This is a genomic window from Streptodolium elevatio, assembly GCF_053592165.1.
The window spans coordinates 65,190-81,774 of record NZ_JBSFVE010000015.1 but is presented as its reverse complement, the minus strand read 5'-3'; the positions used below and the strand labels follow the sequence as shown (position 1 = coordinate 81,774).

11 protein-coding genes are annotated in these 16,585 nt (G+C 70.1%); 9 read left to right on the top strand and 2 right to left on the bottom strand.

Annotated features, from left to right (window positions below):
• Nucleotides 1-3 precede the first annotated feature (3 nt).
• Nucleotides 4-2,448 carry a transglycosylase domain-containing protein gene (locus ACWD12_RS25840; RefSeq protein ID WP_450101543.1) on the bottom strand — a complete coding sequence of 815 codons (2,445 nt, stop codon included), beginning with the start codon at nucleotides 2,446-2,448 and terminating at the stop codon, nucleotides 4-6.
• A 768-nt stretch (nucleotides 2,449-3,216) separates the two neighbouring features.
• Here ACWD12_RS25840 and ACWD12_RS25835 point away from each other — a divergent pair.
• The 6 genes from ACWD12_RS25835 (at nucleotide 3,217) to ACWD12_RS25810 (ending at nucleotide 9,017) form a co-directional block, all read left to right on the top strand.
• Nucleotides 3,217-3,867 carry a PadR family transcriptional regulator gene (locus tag ACWD12_RS25835; protein WP_358354867.1) on the top strand — a complete coding sequence of 217 codons (651 nt, stop codon included), beginning with the start codon at nucleotides 3,217-3,219 and terminating at the stop codon, nucleotides 3,865-3,867.
• A gap of 48 nt (nucleotides 3,868-3,915) precedes the next feature.
• On the top strand, nucleotides 3,916-4,995 hold the full coding sequence (locus ACWD12_RS25830; protein WP_358354864.1) for an inositol-3-phosphate synthase: 1,080 nt from the start codon (nucleotides 3,916-3,918) through the stop codon (nucleotides 4,993-4,995).
• A gap of 224 nt (nucleotides 4,996-5,219) precedes the next feature.
• On the top strand, nucleotides 5,220-6,338 hold the full coding sequence (locus ACWD12_RS25825) for a ScyD/ScyE family protein (RefSeq protein ID WP_450101542.1): 1,119 nt from the start codon (nucleotides 5,220-5,222) through the stop codon (nucleotides 6,336-6,338).
• A 100-nt stretch (nucleotides 6,339-6,438) separates the two neighbouring features.
• A complete protein-coding gene (locus ACWD12_RS25820; protein WP_450101541.1) occupies nucleotides 6,439-7,761 on the top strand; it encodes an MFS transporter in 1,323 nt (440 codons plus the stop codon).
• A gap of 155 nt (nucleotides 7,762-7,916) precedes the next feature.
• The gene (locus ACWD12_RS25815; protein WP_450101540.1) at nucleotides 7,917-8,378 is read left to right on the top strand and encodes a hypothetical protein; all 462 of its coding nucleotides are present in this window, start codon (nucleotides 7,917-7,919) and stop codon (nucleotides 8,376-8,378) included.
• A 90-nt stretch (nucleotides 8,379-8,468) separates the two neighbouring features.
• Complete coding sequence (locus ACWD12_RS25810) at nucleotides 8,469-9,017, top strand: LppU/SCO3897 family protein (RefSeq protein ID WP_450101539.1); 549 nt, start codon at nucleotides 8,469-8,471, stop codon at nucleotides 9,015-9,017.
• Nucleotides 9,018-9,096: 79 nt separating this feature from the next.
• On the opposite strand, the gene ACWD12_RS25805 is transcribed toward ACWD12_RS25810, so the two are convergent.
• Nucleotides 9,097-10,608 carry a CCA tRNA nucleotidyltransferase gene (locus ACWD12_RS25805; RefSeq protein ID WP_450101538.1) on the bottom strand — a complete coding sequence of 504 codons (1,512 nt, stop codon included), beginning with the start codon at nucleotides 10,606-10,608 and terminating at the stop codon, nucleotides 9,097-9,099.
• A 115-nt stretch (nucleotides 10,609-10,723) separates the two neighbouring features.
• On the opposite strand from ACWD12_RS25805, the gene ACWD12_RS25800 reads away from it, so the two are divergent.
• The 3 genes from ACWD12_RS25800 (at nucleotide 10,724) to murJ (ending at nucleotide 16,359) form a co-directional block, all read left to right on the top strand.
• The gene (locus ACWD12_RS25800; RefSeq protein ID WP_358362352.1) at nucleotides 10,724-11,185 is read left to right on the top strand and encodes an NUDIX hydrolase; all 462 of its coding nucleotides are present in this window, start codon (nucleotides 10,724-10,726) and stop codon (nucleotides 11,183-11,185) included.
• Nucleotides 11,182-13,524 carry a DUF6049 family protein gene (locus tag ACWD12_RS25795; RefSeq protein ID WP_450101537.1) on the top strand — a complete coding sequence of 781 codons (2,343 nt, stop codon included), beginning with the start codon at nucleotides 11,182-11,184 and terminating at the stop codon, nucleotides 13,522-13,524. Before ACWD12_RS25800 ends, ACWD12_RS25795 begins: the two co-directional genes overlap by 4 nt.
• 135 nt (nucleotides 13,525-13,659) lie before the next feature.
• Nucleotides 13,660-16,359, top strand: coding sequence for a murein biosynthesis integral membrane protein MurJ (murJ, locus tag ACWD12_RS25790; RefSeq protein WP_450101536.1), 2,700 nt, complete (start codon nucleotides 13,660-13,662; stop codon nucleotides 16,357-16,359).
• The last annotated feature ends 226 nt before the right edge of the window (nucleotides 16,360-16,585 follow it).

Sequence of the window (16,585 nt, the reverse complement as noted above, 5' to 3'; positions counted from 1 at the left end):
CGGTCACTCGTCGCCGAAGATCGGCGGCCTCGTTCTCGTGCTGGTCGACGACGATCCGGTGCTGGGCGGCGGCTTCGACGAGGTGGGCGGCCTGCTGCTGGAGGTCCCGGGGTCCGGCGAGTCCGAGGTCGGCGGCGCCGAGGTCGTCGTGGGCGGCTCGGACGACGGACCGGTCTGCGGAGGCGGCCCGGGCGGGGCCGAGGAGGACGGCGGCGCGGACGACGAGGGCGGTGCCGACGTCGCGGTCGCGGTCGGCGTGGCCGACTGCTTCGGCGCGGGGTTGGCCGGCTTGATGAACTCCGGCGCGGGCATTCCCTGCATCGCGGCCTTCATGTAGGCCGTCCAGATCTCCGTGGGCACGGCGCCACCGTGCGTCTCGTCGTTGCCCAGCAGGCCCTTCAGATCACGGCGCTTGGTGGACTCGTCCTCCCGGAAGAGAGCCACCGATGTCGACAGGTTGGGCGTGTAGCCGACGAACCACGCGGAGAAGTTGCCGTCCGTGGTGCCGGTCTTGCCGGCCGCGGGGCGTCCGAGCGCCTTTGCCTTGTCGCCGGTGCCGTCTTTGTCCTGGATCACGCCGATCAGCATGTCGTTTATGGTGTCGGCGACTTCCTCGTCGAAGACCTGCTTGACCTCCGGCTTGGGGGTGTCGATCTTCTTGTCGTTCTTCTTGAGCTCCTGGATGACGTACGGGTCAGCGTGCTTGCCGCGGGCCGCGAACGTCGCGTACGCGCTCGCCATGTCGAGCGGCGAGGGCTCGCTCGTGCCCAGGGCCATGGCCGGGGTCAGCTTGTCGAGGCCGGGAGTGTCCTCCGGCAGCCCCGCGTCGATCGCCGCCTGCTTGACCTTGTCGAAGCCGACGTCGGCGGCGAGCTGCGTGAACACCGGGTTCAGGGATCTCTCCATGGACTCCCGGATGCTCATCTTCCCGTAGTCCCTGCCCGTCTCGTTGGGCACCAGGTAGACGCCTTGCTTGTCGGACCACTTCTTGCCGTCCGGCATGATCACCGGGATCTTGTTGTCGGCGCTGTACAGGTCCTCGATGGTGATCGGCTTGCCGTCGTACTTGCCGTCTCTCAGCGCCGCGGCGACCACGAAGGGCTTGAACGTCGAGCCCACCTGGATGTCGTCGCGCGTGGCGTCGTTGAACTCCTGCTTGAAGAAGTCCGGACCGCCGTACAGCGCGACCACCGCGCCGTCCCCCGGCACCACCGACGCGATGCCGGTGCGCAGGTACTTGTCCGCCTCGCGCTGGTCGGGCTTGAGCCGCGCGGTGAGCTGCTGCTCCACGGCCGCGACCGCGGCGTCCTGCTTCGCCTTGTCGAACGTCGTGACGATCTTGTAGCCGCCCAGCGCCAGTTCCTCCGCGCTGACCAGGTTGTTGTCGATCATGTAGTCGTTGGCGACCTGCATCAGGTAGCCGGCCTGGCCCTTCTTGCCGGCCGCGGGCTGCGGCTTGATCGGCATCGGGAACTGCTGGGCGTCGGCGGTGGCCTGGTCGATCCACTTCATCTCGACCATGCCGTTGAGGATCCACTTCCAGCGGCCCTGCACGCGGTTCAGCCGGCTCTCGCTGACCTCGCCGTTCACCCACACGTCGTTGATGCTCGGCGCGTTGAGCAACGTCGAGATGTACGCGCCCTCGCCCACCGTGAGGTCGTTGACGTTCTTGCCGTAGTAGGCCTGCGCGGCCGCCTGGATGCCGTACGCGTTGCGCCCGTAGAACGAGGTGTTCAGGTACCCGGCCAGGATCTCGTCCTTGGTCATCTGCCGGTCGACCTTTATCGCGATGAACATCTCCTTGAACTTGCGTTCGAAGGACTGTTCCTGCGACAGGAACGCGTTCTTGACGTACTGCTGGGTGATCGTCGAGCCGCCCTGCGTCGGGCCGCCCTTGGCCATCGCGACCGCGGCGCGCGTGAGGCCCTTCGGCGAGACGCCGGAGTCGGAGTAGAAGGTGCGGTTCTCCGCCGCGAGCACGGCGTGCTGCACGTCCTTGGGCACCTGGTCGAGCTTGACGTTCTGGCGGTTGTACTTGCCGGACTGCCCGATCTCGGTGACGCCGTCCGAGTAGTAGTAGATGTTCGACTGGATCTGGGTCGCGGCGTTGACGTCCGGGATCTCGACCAGGGAGTAGGCGAGTCCGGCCAGGCCGAGCAGCGAGCCGATGAAGAAGAGGAACATCGCGAGGATCTGCTTGAAGGACGGCAGCCAGCGGCGCACGCCCTTCTTGCCGTACCGCGGGTAGTCGATGAAGCGGCGCTTCTTCTTGCCGTCCTTGCCGACCGGGCCCTTGCCCCTGCCGCGCCCGCCGGGCGACGTACCCGCGCCCTCGTCGTCGCGCCCGGGGCCGGACGGACCGCCGCCGCCCCCGCGCCCGCCCTTGCCGCGGCCGCCACCGCCGCGGCCGCCGGACCGGGCCGCCTGCCGGGCCTCCATCCGCGTCATCGGCCGGTCGCCGGCCTCCGACGCCGACCCTCCGGAGGCCGAGGGCGAAGCCGTCGGCGTGCCGGGCTTCGGGTCGGCCGGAGAGCCCGGTGAGGGCCGGGCCGGCGAAGGGCCGGCCGGAGAGGAGCCGGCCGAGGAACGTGCCGAACGCGCCGGACCGGCCGGGTCCGCGGCACCCGTGGACGGCATGCTCCCCCGAACATGCGAAGTGCCGCGCCCCTCGGGGCGCGGCTGTGACGACCTGCGACGGTGTTCGCTCATGCGTATTCGCTGCTCCTCGGCCGCACGACGGGGGTCGGCCGTACGGGTCGTGGCTGTCCGTTCCCCAGGACGCGCCCCGGCCGCGGAAGGTTGCGCGCGTGATCGCACCGGCCGGTGGAGGCGGTGTCCGGATCAACGGCCTTGCACGGGAGCGGCAGCGCTCGGAGGTACCACACGGCGGACCAGACTACGCGCGGACGCAACGCCCAAAAGACGGACTCCTCGGGGCATACCCGCCCGAGTGAACGGCCGGACAAGGCGATTCCCGGGCGTGTTGCCGCGCATCCGGAGCTACCGGCGTCCCGGTCGTACTCCGCCCGGGTCCCCCGAACGACCGGCGAATGGCCGCCAGGTAACCGATGCGAGACCGCCACGTGACCCGCCTGTGACTTCTGTCACCGGGCCCCTCCTTGCACGCCGGGAGCAAGGGACCTATCGTTCCGATGTATCGACTCGATACATCGAGCCGATACGACAGCCGGAACCGCTCAGGTTGGAGGGAAGCGGATGAGCAGGCGCGGAGGCGTCCTCGAGTTCGCCACTCTCGGCCTCTTGCACGACACTCCCATGCACGGGTACGAGCTGCGCAAGCGGCTCAACACCGTGCTCGGCCCCTTCCGCGCCATCGCGTACGGCACCCTCTACCCGTGTCTGAAGTCCCTGCTCGAACGGGGATGGATCACCGAGGAGGAGCCCGAGCAGGTCGCCGCGGCACTGGCCGGGGGCAAGCGGGCCCGCATCGTGTACAAACTCACGGCGCAGGGCAAGGAGCACTTCCAGGAGCTGCTCTCCGAATCCGGGTCCACGACCTGGGAGGACGAGAACTTCGGGGTGCACTTCGCCTTCTTCGGCCGGACGGACCGCGAGGTGCGGATGCGCATCCTCGAGGGCCGTCGCAGCAAGCTCGAAGAGCGCCTCGAGCGGGTGCGCAGCTCGCTGTCGAGCACGCGGGAGCGGCTCGACGGATACACGCTCGAACTCCAGCGACACGGTCTGGAGTCGGTCGAGCGTGAGGTGCGCTGGCTGAACGAGCTCATCACCGCCGAACGCGTGGCCGGGGAGACCCCGGAGACCGACGGCGCCGATGACACAGAGGCCGGGGAGACCCGGCAGACCAAGCAGGACGCGGCCTCGGACCCGTCCGCAGCAACCAGTTGAGGTCCGGCCTTCGGGCCGGCCTCATTGAGAACACAGGGAGCAACCGGAATGGGTTCGGTTCGCGTAGCCATCGTCGGCGTGGGCAACTGCGCCGCTTCGCTGGTGCAGGGCGTCGAGTACTACAAGGACGCCGACCCCAACAGCCGCGTACCCGGCCTCATGCACGTGCAGTTCGGCGACTACCACGTGCGTGACGTCAAGTTCGTTGCCGCGTTCGACGTGGACGCGAAGAAGGTCGGGTTCGATCTGGCGGACGCCATCGGCGCCAGCGAGAACAACACCATCAAGATCTGCGACGTGCCTCCGACCGGCGTGACCGTGCAGCGCGGTCACACCCTGGACGGCCTGGGCAAGTACTACCTGCAGACGATCGAGGAGTCCTCGGAGCCGGCGGTCGACATCGTCAAGGCGCTCAAGGACACCGAGGCCGACGTGCTGGTCTGCTACCTGCCCGTCGGGTCGGAAGAGGCCGCGAAGTTCTACGCCCAGTGCGCGATCGACGCCGGCGTGGCCTTCGTCAACGCGCTCCCGGTGTTCATCGCGGGCACCAAGGAGTGGGCGGACAAGTTCACCGAGGCCGGTGTGCCGATCGTCGGCGACGACATCAAGTCGCAGGTCGGCGCGACCATCACGCACCGCGTGCTGGCGAAGCTCTTCGAGGACCGCGGTGTCCTCCTGGAGCGCACCATGCAGCTGAACGTCGGCGGCAACATGGACTTCATGAACATGCTCGAGCGCGAGCGCCTGGAGTCCAAGAAGGTGTCGAAGACGCAGGCCGTCACCTCGCAGGTCGACCGCGACCTGGGTGCGAAGAACGTGCACATCGGCCCGTCGGACTACGTCGCGTGGCTCGACGACCGCAAGTGGGCGTACGTGCGCCTCGAGGGCCGCGCGTTCGGCGACGTCCCGCTGAACCTGGAGTACAAGCTCGAGGTCTGGGACTCCCCGAACTCGGCCGGCGTCATCATCGACGCCGTGCGCGCCGCGAAGATCGCCAAGGACCGCGGCATCGGCGGCCCCATCCTCAGCGCGAGCAGCTACTTCATGAAGTCGCCGCCCGTGCAGTACTTCGACGACGAGGCCCGCGACGCGGTCGAGAAGTTCATCAAGGGCGAGGTCGAGCGCTGACGCGCTGACCTTCCCCGGTTCCCGGGCCGACCCACGCGGCCCGGTTCGGACCAAGGAGAGGCCCGGCGACTCCATTTGGGGTCGCCGGGCCTCTTGTCGTGCGCTGGTTACGCGCACTGGTTTCGTGCACTGATGTCGTGCGCTGATCTTGTCGGGGACTTACTGTGGGACGCATGAGCCGGCTGGGGGGCCGGCTCCTCACTTTCCTTGGGGGGAAAGCCATCATGCGCAGGAGTACTCCTGTGCTGGGTGCGGTAGTTGCCGCCCTGGCACTCGGCATGTCCGCAATACCGGCGACCGCGCACGAGGACGGCGTCGAGCCGTCCGTCGACGTCGTGGTCACCGGGCTCAACAATCCGCGTCAGCTCTCCACCGACTGGCACAACTGGTCGATCTACGTGGCCGAGGCCGGTCGCGGGGCGGAAAGCCCGGACCAGTGCGGCGAGTTCGGCTGCATCGGGCGTACCGGCTCGGTCACGTGGATCAAGTCGCCGGCGAAGACCACCAACAGTGTGACGCCCAAGCGCGTCGTGGTCGGCCTGCCGTCCAACGCCTCGCCCGACGGGGCGTTCGCGGTCGGGCCGAACGGCGTCGACGCGGTCCAGGGCAAGCTGTGGACCGTCGTCGGGGGCGGGGAGCAGGAGATCCCCGGCGGGTACAAGGAGGCCGGAAAGCTGCTCTCCGTGCAGACGCACGGAGCGAATCCCAAGGTCGTCGCCGACATCGAGAAGTACGAGCTGGACCACAACCCGGGCGGCAACCCCGAGGACGTGCACTCCAATCCGTACGCGGTGCTGGCGCTGAACGACCGGCAGATCGTCGCGGACGCGGGCGCCAACACGGTGTACGAGGTGCGCAACGGCCGGATCAAGGTCCTGGCGGTGCTGCCGGGCGGGCCGGGCGGCGAAGGCGGCGCGAACGGCCCGCAGCAGGTGCCTTCGTCGGTGACGCGTGGGCCGGACGGCGACTACTACGTGGGCGTGCTGGCCGAGGGCGACGGCCCCGGCGGCGCGAAGGTGTACCGGATCGGGGCCGGCGGCGGGGTCAAGGGCACGATCGACGGGTTCACGGGCGTGCACGGCCTCACCTTCAACCACGACGGGGACCTGTACGTCAGCGAGCTGTTCGGCGGCGAGCAGGGCTCGGGCCGGGTCGTTAAGGTCGACGCGGACAGCGGCGCCCGCACGTACCTGGACGTCCCGTTCCCGGCCGGCCTCGCGGTGGACCGGGCGGGCACGGTCTACGTGGCGGCGTGGAGCATCTCGGACGCGGACGGTTTCTCGGACCCGGAGAGCGGCATGACCGGGGAACCGGGCCAGGTCTGGCGGCTGAACGACTTCTGAGCACGCCTGGCCGGGGTTCGGCCGTGACGCGCCCCCGGTGACGGGGGTGGCAGGTGCGCCCGGCGGGGGTCCCGCCGGGCGCACCGGTACGTTTGCGTCCGTGACCCTGCTGCGCGATCTCGCGTCCCTCCTGCGCCTGCGCGACTTCCGCAGGTTGTTCGGGACGCGGTTGACGTCGCAGCTGTCGGACGGGGTGTTCCAGGTCGCGCTGGCGGGGCACGTTTTCTTCTCCCCGGAGAAGCAGACGACGGCGAGCGACGTCGCGGCGGCGTTCGCGGTGCTGTTGCTGCCGTACTCGCTGGTCGGGCCGTTCACCGGCGTGCTGCTGGACCGGTGGCGGCGGCGCCAGGTGCTGGTGCGCTGCAACCTGCTCCGTGCGCTGCTGGCCGCGCTGACCGCGGCGCTGGTGCTGGCGGACGTGCCGGACCCGGTCTTCTACGGCGCGTGCCTGGTCGTGCTCTCGGTCAACCGGTTCGTGCTCGCGGGGCTTTCGGCCGCGCTGCCGCGCGTCGTACCCGAGGACCGGCTGGTGATCGCCAACGCCGTGTCGCCGACGGCGGGCACGGTGGCGGCGTCGGCGGGTGCGGGCGCGGCGTTCGTGGTGCACCTGTTCGTCGAGGAGGGGTCCGGGGCGACGGCGCTGGTGATCCTCATCTCCGGTGCGCTGTACCTGTGTTCGGCGGCGGTGGCGGCGACGATGGCGGCCGGTCTGCTGGGGCCGGACCCGGACCGCGTGGTGCCGGGCGTACGCGAGGCGCTGGCCGGTGTCGCGCGCGGACTCGGCGAAGGCGCCGCGCACGTGTGGCGGCGGCGCGCGCCCGCGCACGCGCTGGCGGTGATCACCGCGATGCGGTTCTGCTTCGGCGTGCTGACGGTCATGACGCTGCTGCTGTGCCGCAACCTGTTCAACGACCCCGACGACACGGACGCCGGGCTGGCGACCCTCGGGCTCACGGTCGGGGTCACGGCGGCGGGCTTCTTCCTCGCGGCGGTGCTCACGCCGATCGTCACGCCGCGCATCGGGGTGCCGCGCTGGATCGTGCTGTGCGCGTTCGTCGGTGCCGCGGCGCAGCTGGGGCTCGGGCTGCCGTTCGCGCTTGGGCCGATGCTGGCGGCCGGCTTCGTGTTGGGGCTGGTGTCGCAGGGCGCCAAGATCGGGGTGGACACGATCGTGCAGACGACGGTCGACGACGCGTACCGGGGCCGGGTCTTCTCGGTGTACGACGTGTTGTTCAACGTCGCCTTCGTGGGCGCCGCGGCGGTCTCCGCGGTCGCGCTGCCGTCGGACGGCAGGTCCCCGGCCGTGCTGATCGCGGTCGCCGCGGGCTACGCGGTGACAGGGCTGTTGTATGCCGTCGCGGTGCGCCACCATCCACTGCGCCCCATCAAAAAGGTTGATTCGTCCGGTTTTCCCGGCATTTAGTCGCCATCTCCGGTGTGCAGAACGTTACTTGCGGGCTTCCGAAGTATCGACTTAGCGTCAAGTAGTGCGCAACGGCGCAAGACCCTCTAATCTGCCTCAGCGATCGATCGCTCAGTCATGCCTTGTGCCACATTCATGCCCATCGGAGACCGAAGATGAGCAACTACCCGAGTGGGTCTGATTCGGACCGCGTCCCCTACGTGCCTGCATGGCTGGATTCGACGCCGCCGGAGGGCAGCCGGGTCCCCGCCCCGCCGACCGTGACGGACGGCGGACGGCGCGAGCGGCGCGAGGCGGCGTCACGCGAACGCAGCGTGCTGCTCAGCCCGTTGGTGATGGGGCTCACACTGCTGCTGACCGCGGTGGTGGGCGTGGGCGCGTTCTTCTACTTCCAGGGCGGCGAGAAGCGGGCGTATGGCGAGGGTTCGTGCCTCGACGATCTGGCCGGCAGTACACCGCACCTTGCGGAGTGTGGAACACCCGGCGCGAAATACCAGATCATTTCCATCATTCCGGACACGGTTGACGGCACCCAGTGCGGCTCGGTCACCGGCGCGAACATCCCGATCGTCGTCGACCGCAAGGACCTTCTCTGCGTGATGGACATCAGCCGGTAGCGGATCTATGGGGATGCGGTCGTCGGTCTCACCCCCTAGGGTTTCGGGCGCTCGACATCCCCCCGCAGCCCCCACACAAACGGAGCTCCCGTGTCCAACCCGTTCGCGAACGGCCCGCAGGGTCCCTCGGACCAGTCGCCCTACGGACAGCAGCCCCAGTCCTACGGACAGCAGCAGCCGTACCCGGCGCAGATGCCGCCGCAGCAGCCGCCCTACGGCCAGCAGCAGCCGCCGAACTACTACGGGACTCCGCCCCAGCAGCCGCGCCGCAAGCCGTGGATGAAGTACATACGCATCGGCGTGCCTGTCGTGGTCGTCATCGTCGCCGCCGCCGTGTACTTCACCAAGGACGACAGCGCCGCGAAGTCCGCCAAGGTCGGCGACTGCATGGAGCACGTCAAGAAGGACGGCGGCGACGACATCAAGAAGGCCGAGTGCGGCACGCCCGCCGGCCAGTACACCGTCGTCGGCAAGTTCTCCGGCACGACCAAGGGCGAAAAGTGCCAGGAGATCCCGGCCTGGAAGTCGGGCGAGGGCGAGGGCGTCTACTTCTATCTCGACGAGGGCAGCTCCGAGACGCTGCTGTGCCTGAACGCCAACGAGAACGCCCCGGACCCACTCACGGTCCCGGAGGGCTAGGAAGTACTGCTGGAACGACGGCTGGGGGCAGAACGGACGACCGTGCCCGTTCTGCCCCCACCGCCATTTGTACGTCGCGTCAGCCGGCGGTCTGCGCGTCCCACCACTTGCGCAACTCCGCAACCGCTGTGTCGTGGTCCATCGGGCCGTTCTCCAGGCGCATTTCGAGCATGTGCTTGTACGCCTTCCCGACCAGCGGTCCCGGCGGCACGTCGAGGATGCGCATGATCTCGTTGCCGTCCAGGTCCGGGCGGATCGCGTCCAACTGCTCCTGCTCCTGGAGCTTGGCGATGCGCTCCTCCAGCGAGTCGTAGGCGCGGGCGAGCGCGGCGGCGCGGCGGCGGTTGCGCGTCGTGCAGTCCGAGCGGGTCAGCTTGTGCAGGCGGTCGAGCAGCGGACCCGCGTCCCGCACGTAGCGGCGCACCGCCGAGTCCGTCCACTCCCCCGTGCCGTAGCCGTGGAAGCGCAGGTGCAGTTCGACCAGGCGCGTCACGTCGTCGGTGATGTCCTTCGGGTACTTCAGCGCCTTCATGCGCTTCTTCGTCATGTGCGCGCCGACCACCTCGTGGTGGTGGAACGACACGCGCCCGTCGTCCTCGAAGCGCCGCGTGCGCGGCTTGCCGATGTCGTGCAGCAGCGCGGCAAGGCGCAGCACGAGGTCCGGCTCGCCCGGGGCCTCCAGGTCCATCGCCTGTTCGAGCACGGTCAGGGTGTGCTCGTAGACGTCCTTGTGCCGGTGGTGCTCGTCCAATTCGAGTCGCAGCATGGGCAGTTCGGGCATCACCCGGGCCGCGATGCCGGTCTCGACCAGCAGCAGCAGGCCCTTGCGCGGGTGCGGCGAGAGCACGAGCTTGTTGAACTCGTCGCGTACGCGCTCGGCCGACACGATGTCGATGCGGTCGGCCATCGCGGTCATCGCGGCGACGACCTCGGGCGCGACGTCGAAGTCCAGCTGCGCGGCGAACCGGGCGGCGCGCATCATGCGCAGCGGGTCGTCGCCGAACGACGCCTCGGGAGTGCCGGGTGTGCGCAGCACGCGGTCGGCGAGGTCCTCCAGACCCCCGTACGGGTCGACGAAGTCGACGGCGGGCAGGTCGACCGCCATCGCGTTGACCGTGAAGTCGCGGCGGACCAGGTCGTCCTCGATCGAGTCGCCGTAGCTGACCTCGGGCTTGCGCGACGTGCGGTCGTACGCCTCCGAGCGGTACGTGGTGATCTCGATGAGGAAGTCGTGACCGTTGGGAGCCTGCTTGCGGCAGCCCACCGTGCCGAAGGCGATCCCGACCTCCCACACCGCCTCCGCCCAGGGCCGCACGATGGCGAGCACCTGCTCGGGGCGGGCGTCGGTGGTGAAGTCGAGGTCGTTGCCGAGCCGGCCGAGGAGCGCGTCGCGCACCGAGCCGCCGACGAGGGCCAGCCGGTGCCCGGCCGCCGCGAATCTGCGGGCGAGGTCGTCCGCGACCGGGGCGACGCGCAGCAGTTCGGTGACGGCGCTGCGCTGGACGAGGTTCAGCCGGTCGGTCGGCACGTCGGCGTCCGCCGCGGGAAGGTCCTGCTCGGCGGCGTGCGGTGAGTTCTTCGCGTTGGGCACGACGTACAAGGGTACGTGGACCGTGCGGGCGGATCGTCACCTTTATCGGAGCCCGGGGCTGCGATGGGGTGATCTTGTCACCCAACTCCACGGCGCGGCGCACTAGGATTTCAGGATGCCCTCTGAGACCACCCCGCCGCGGCGGAGGCTCAAGGCGGTCGAGGAACACTCGGCCGGTGGCCTCGTTGTGGACAGGGACACACTGCGTGCCGCGCTGATCGCCCGACGCGATCGCCGCGGCCGTCTGTTGTGGTCCCTGCCCAAAGGGCATATCGAAGACGGTGAGAGCGCGGTCCAGGCGGCGCTTCGCGAAGTCGAGGAGGAGACCGGCATCGTGGGCCGTGTCCTCGCCCCGCTGGGCGTCATCGACTACTGGTTCACGGCTCCGGACCGCCGGGTGCACAAGACCGTCCACCATTATCTGATGGAGGCGGCCGGCGGGGATTTGTCCGACGAAGACATCGAGGTCGAGGCGGTCGCGTGGGTTCCGTTGGGTGCGCTGTCGGCAAGGCTCGCGTATCCGGACGAGCGCCGGCTCGCCGTACGGGCGCCGGAGCTGTTGGCGGACAGCGCGTGACCCGTACCCGCGACGGCGCCGGGCGCGCGGTCGGCGTCCTCGTGCTCGTCCTCGTGCTGGCCGCGACGGCCGTCGTGACCGGGCTGCAGCGTGCGGCGCACGCCGCGGACGGTACCCCCGTCCAGGTGGTCCTGACCGCCGTGACGCCGGCGGTCCTGCAGCCGAAAGGCACTCTGACCGTCAGGTTCGAGGTGGTCAACAACTCGGGGCGCGACCTGGACCAGGTGACGGTCAAGCTGCGGGTCAGCCAGGCGCTCACGCTGCGCGGCGACCTCGCCGCCCCGGACTCCTGGTCGAACCGGGACGTCCGGGACGCCTCGGCGACGAAGCAGATCGCGCACATCGCCGCCGGCGCCACGCAGCCCGACACCTTCACCGTCCCCGTGGACAAGATGTCGCTCGGTGGCGACGCCGCCGTCCACGGGCTGACCGTGCAGGCACTCGACGGCGGCTCCGAGGTCGGATCGTCGCAGGTGCTCGTGCCCTGGGTTCCGAAGGACGGCCTCAACAGCCTGAAGAAGACCCAGGTCGGCGTGCTGTGGCCGCTGATCGACCAGCCCCGGCTGGACGGCACGACGATCGGCGACCGGGTCCAGACGCCGGTCTTCACCAACGACGGTCTGACCGCCGAGCTGTCCGGCGAAGGGCGCCTGAACCAGCTGCTCCAGACGGGGCAGCAGATCCCGGGGGTCACCTGGGTGGTCGACCCCGATCTGCTGGACACCGTGCGCGCGATGGAGACCCCGTACCGCGTCGCACCGCCCAGGACCGACCCGCCGGCGGACAAGAACACCGAAGAGGGCGACGGCGCCGGGCGCGAATCGGACCCCGCCGCCGCGACGCCGCGTACCGAGGAGGAGACCGAGCCGGGCAAGGGAACCGCGGCCGCGGCGGACTGGCTCCGGCAGCTGCGTGCGGCGGTCGCCGACGACACGGTGGTCGCGCTGCCGTACGCGGACACCGATGTGGCCACCGTCGCGCACGCCTCGTCGACCAAGTCGAAGACGGATCTGCTCCCGGAGCTGCGCGCGGCCGTCGATCGCGGCAGGGCCACGGCCACCGCGACGCTCGACGGCAAGACCGTCCGCAGCGACGTCACTTGGCCGATCGCCGGGGCGGTGGACCCGCCGATCCTGGAGACCGCGAAGGCGACGGGCTCCTCGATCGTGGTGGCGTCGGGGGCGAGCATGCCGCCGCGCAGCAGCAAGCTGGACCACACGACTTCGACGCGCTCCCAGGTCGGGCCGGGCACCGCGGCGCTGGTCACCGACCCGCGCATCGACGTGCTGCTGGACGAGGGGGCGGACGGGCCGGACGGGCAGCTGCGGTTGCAGCAGGCGCTGATCGCCGAGCTGTTCACCATCGCGATGGAGCAACCGGCCCTGCAGCGCGCGCTGTTGATCGTGCCGCCCCGGCACTTCGACGCGGCGGTCGGGCGGGCGATCGCGGCGGCGATGTCGGTCGCCGCCGGAACCGGCGGGTGGGCCGAGACGGCCTCGCTCGACGCGCTCGCCGAGACGGCGCCGGGCGAGGAGCGGACGATGCGGGCGTACCCGCCCGGGCTCAAGCGCACCGAGTTCTCCGACAGCTACCTGCGGTCGATCCCGGATCTGCAGCGCAGTGTGGACACGTTCGCGGCGATCCTGGAGGACAAGAGCCGGATCCGCGACCCGTACGAACCGGCGGTCCTGCGCACGCTGTCGGTCACGTGGCGCGGCGAGACGATGGACGCGGACGCGTACCGGCTGGACGTGACGCGGAGCCTGCGGGTGCTGGAGCAACTGGTCCGCATCGCGCCGAAGACCGCGGTGACGTTGTCCGGCGACAACGGCACGATCCCGATCACCATCATCAACGGGCTGCAGCAGACCATCACGGTCCGCCTGGACGTGGTCTCCAGACAGCCGAACCGGCTGAACCTGACGCAGCCGCACGAGGTCGAGATCCCCGGTGGACGCACCATCGCCATCCCGGTCGACGCGCAGTCGGCCGCCAACGGCAAGGTGCTCGTCGACGTGCGGATGCTCACCCCCGACGGCAAGGAGGCCTTCGGGCCCACGCAGACGTTCTACGTCAACACCACCAGCATTGACGGCATCACGTTGGGCATCATTGGGGTGATCGCGGGGCTGCTCGCGCTGTTCTCGCTCCGCGCCTACATTCGGCGGCGCAAGGAGCCGCCGACCGGGGCGGAGGGTGCCGACGAGGCGGGCGAGGGCGAGGCGCACGACCCGGAAGGCCCGGTGGCGGGCGGCCCGGGGGCACACGCAAGGATCGAGGGGGGCACCAGGCGGCACGCGAGCCGGGACAGGCCGGAGGACCATCACGCACCGGCTTGACCGATTTGCGCCTCTTGTCGATATATCGGCGGACACTTGGCGCGGGGGACCGCCTCAGCAGGCCCCGGATGAGAAAGTAGGCACCTGGAGCCGACCACCATGACGATCTGAAGCGGAAGACGAGGACCTGCCCGCATGAGTGACCGGAGAGACGAGCGGCAGCCGTACGACGGCGGCACGGACGACCCGGCCGACGGGCACGACCCGTATTCCCCGCGTCGTGGCGAACGGCGCCCGGTGGACCCCTACCTGGGCCAGTACGGCCAGCAGTACTCCGACCCGGCCCAGGAGTACTCCCCTTATCCCCCGCCCCCGGAGCCCGGCAACTGGCAGTCCGCCCCGCCGCAGCAGAGCGGCGACGGGTGGTTCCGCGACGACCCCGGCGGTCAGAGCGGCGGGCTCGACGACGTGTTCGCCCCGACGCCGCAGGCGCCGGGCGGGGCCCCCGGCTATCAGCCGGGCTACGACCAGGGCCAGGGCTACGGGCAGCAGCCGTACGACGCGGCCTACGGCGGTCAGCCGCCGCAGTACCCCGAGCAGCAGCCGTATCCCGAGCAGCAGTACCAGGACCCGCAGTATCAGGACCCGCAGTACGCCAACGACCCTTACGCGGCCCAGCAGTACGGGGCCCCGCAGGTCCCGCCGCAGCCGTACGACCAACAGCAGTACGGCCCGGGCCAGGACGGCGGCTACGGCCAGGGACAAGGCCAGGGCGACCAAGGCCAGGGCGACCAGGGCGGCGGCTACGGCCCGGACGGCGGCCAGTACTCCCCCGAGCCTCCCCCCGAGCGGCGGCGTTCGCGGCGCTCCGCGGCCCAGGCGGCGAACGAGCCGTCCGGCGCCGGTTCCGGCGGTCCGCGCGGCGGCTCGGGAGGTTCCGGCGGCGCGGGCGGCGGCTACGGCGCGGGCGGCGGCTGGGGCGACTACGACCGCCCCGGCGGCTGGCTCATGGACCAGACGCTCACCGGCATCCACCTCGGCCTCACCGGCGAGATCGGCATGCCGACGTACACCGAGGCGTACCAGCGCTATGAGACGCGCCAGCGCGCCGAGGCGGCCGCGGCCGGCTCGCTCACGGTCACCGAACCGGACCTCATCGAGCCGCTCCCGGGCCCGTCCCAGTCGCCCGTCTACCGCCTGCCCGGCAGCGGCGCCGAAGAGCGCATGGCCGGCATCCCGGTCGGCGGCAAGGTGGGCGGCCGGCTCTCCGGCATGATGCGGTCCAGTGCGCTGATGGCGTCGGGCACCATCGTCTCGCGCATCACCGGCTTCATCCGCAGCCTCGTCATCGCCGCCGCGCTCGGCACCGCGGTGTTCGCGAACACGTACAACGTCGCGAACACGATGCCGACCCTTCTCTACATCCTCGTCGGCGGCGGCGCGCTGAACGCGGTCTTCGTGCCGCAGCTCGTGCGCGCGATGCGCAACGACGACGACGGCGGCGAGGCGTACGCCAACCGGCTGCTCACGCTGGTCATGACGCTGCTGCTGGCGCTCACCGCACTCGCCGTCTTCGCGGCACCGTGGCTGATCCGGATAATGGCCAACTCGCTCGCCGAGCAGGAGGCCGAATTCGAGCTGGCCACCACCTTCGCGCGCTACTGCCTGCCGATCATCTTCTTCATGGGCCTGCACGTGATGTTCGGACAGATCCTCAACGCCCGTGAGCGCTACGGCCCGATGATGTGGACCCCGGTCCTCAACAACCTCGTCATCATCGCCACGTTCGGCCTCTACATCTGGGTCGCCGGAACGCAGCACAGCAGCGGCATGACGGCGGCACGCATCACGCCCGACGAGGCGCGGCTGCTCGGCATCGGCACATTGCTCGGCATGGTCGTGCAGGCGCTCGCCATGGTGCCCTACCTGCGTGCGGCCCGGTTCCACTTCCGGCCGCGCTTCGACTGGCGCGGGCACGGGCTCGGCAAGGCGGCCGGGCTCGCGAAGTGGACGTTCCTGTTCGTGCTGGCGAACCAGCTCGGCTACCTGGTGACCACGCAGCTCGCGAACGCGATCGACAGCGACGCGCAGACGGACGGCATCACCTGGGGTGTCGGCTTCTCCGCCTACACGAACGCCCTGCTGGTCTGGCAGTTCCCGCAGGCGGTCATCACCGTCTCGGTCATGGCGGCGATGCTGCCGCGGATGTCGCGCGCCGCCGCCGACAACGACAAGACCTCGGTACGCGACGACATCTCGGCCGGCCTGCGCATGTCCGCGGTCGCGATCGTGCCGTGTGCGGTCGTGTTCGTCGCGCTCGGCCGCGACATCGGCGGCCTGATCTTCGCGCCCACCGGCGTCAACAGCGCCCACTGGATCGGGTACATGCTGATGGCCCTCGGCCTCGGCCTCATCCCCTTCTCGGCGCAATACGTGCTGCTGCGCGGGTTCTACGCGTACGAGGACACGCGTACGCCGTTCCTCAACACCGTGTGGGTGGCGGCAACTACGGCCGCCCTGTCCGGACTCGCCTATCTGGTGCTGCCCACGAAGTGGGCCGGTGTCGGCATGGCGGGGGCCTACGGGGCGGCCTACCTCGTCGGCGTCATGCTCGCCGCGCGGCGGCTCAAGACGTACCTCCCCGACCTGGACGGCCGGCGGGTGGCACGCACGTACACCCGTTTGATCGTCGCGTCGGCGATCGGCGGTGTCGCCGCGTTCGCCGTAGCGCGCATGTGCACCAACGCGCTGGGCGTCGGCTTCGGCGGATCGCTCGCGGCGGTGCTGGCCGGACTCGTGGCCATGGCCGTGGTGTTCCTCGTCGCGGCGAGCCGCATGCGCATCGAGGAACTCTCCGCGATGACAGGCATGGTGAAGGGCCGTCTGGGACGCTGACCGGCGTGGCCGGGATGCGGCCGACGTCGGCCGGAACCTCACCCACGCCCCACGCGTCGGATGAGACGATGGCTGTCACAGCAGTGTCCGACGAGCGATTTCGCGCGGGATGGATCACGATGGGGCATACAAGCGGTGCCCCAAGGCGATTCGGGGTAGTAGTGCCCGGGACGAAGTCGGTTTGCCGGAAAGATCGAGGGGCAACCTGTTTGCCCCTCGAAGATGT

Bases quoted from the DNA above. Each gene is read 5' to 3' on its own strand.
- ACWD12_RS25800 (WP_358362352.1), top strand. From the start codon at position 10,724: ATGCCCTCTGAGACCACCCCGCCGCGGCGGAGGCTCAAGGCGGTCGAG.
- murJ (WP_450101536.1), top strand. From the start codon at position 13,660: ATGAGTGACCGGAGAGACGAGCGGCAGCCGTACGACGGCGGCACGGAC.
- ACWD12_RS25815 (WP_450101540.1), top strand. From the start codon at position 7,917: ATGAGCAACTACCCGAGTGGGTCTGATTCGGACCGCGTCCCCTACGTG.
- ACWD12_RS25840 (WP_450101543.1), bottom strand. From the start codon at position 2,448: ATGACGCGGATGGAGGCCCGGCAGGCGGCCCGGTCCGGCGGCCGCGGC.
- ACWD12_RS25825 (WP_450101542.1), top strand. From the start codon at position 5,220: ATGCGCAGGAGTACTCCTGTGCTGGGTGCGGTAGTTGCCGCCCTGGCA.
- ACWD12_RS25830 (WP_358354864.1), top strand. From the start codon at position 3,916: ATGGGTTCGGTTCGCGTAGCCATCGTCGGCGTGGGCAACTGCGCCGCT.
- ACWD12_RS25835 (WP_358354867.1), top strand. From the start codon at position 3,217: ATGAGCAGGCGCGGAGGCGTCCTCGAGTTCGCCACTCTCGGCCTCTTG.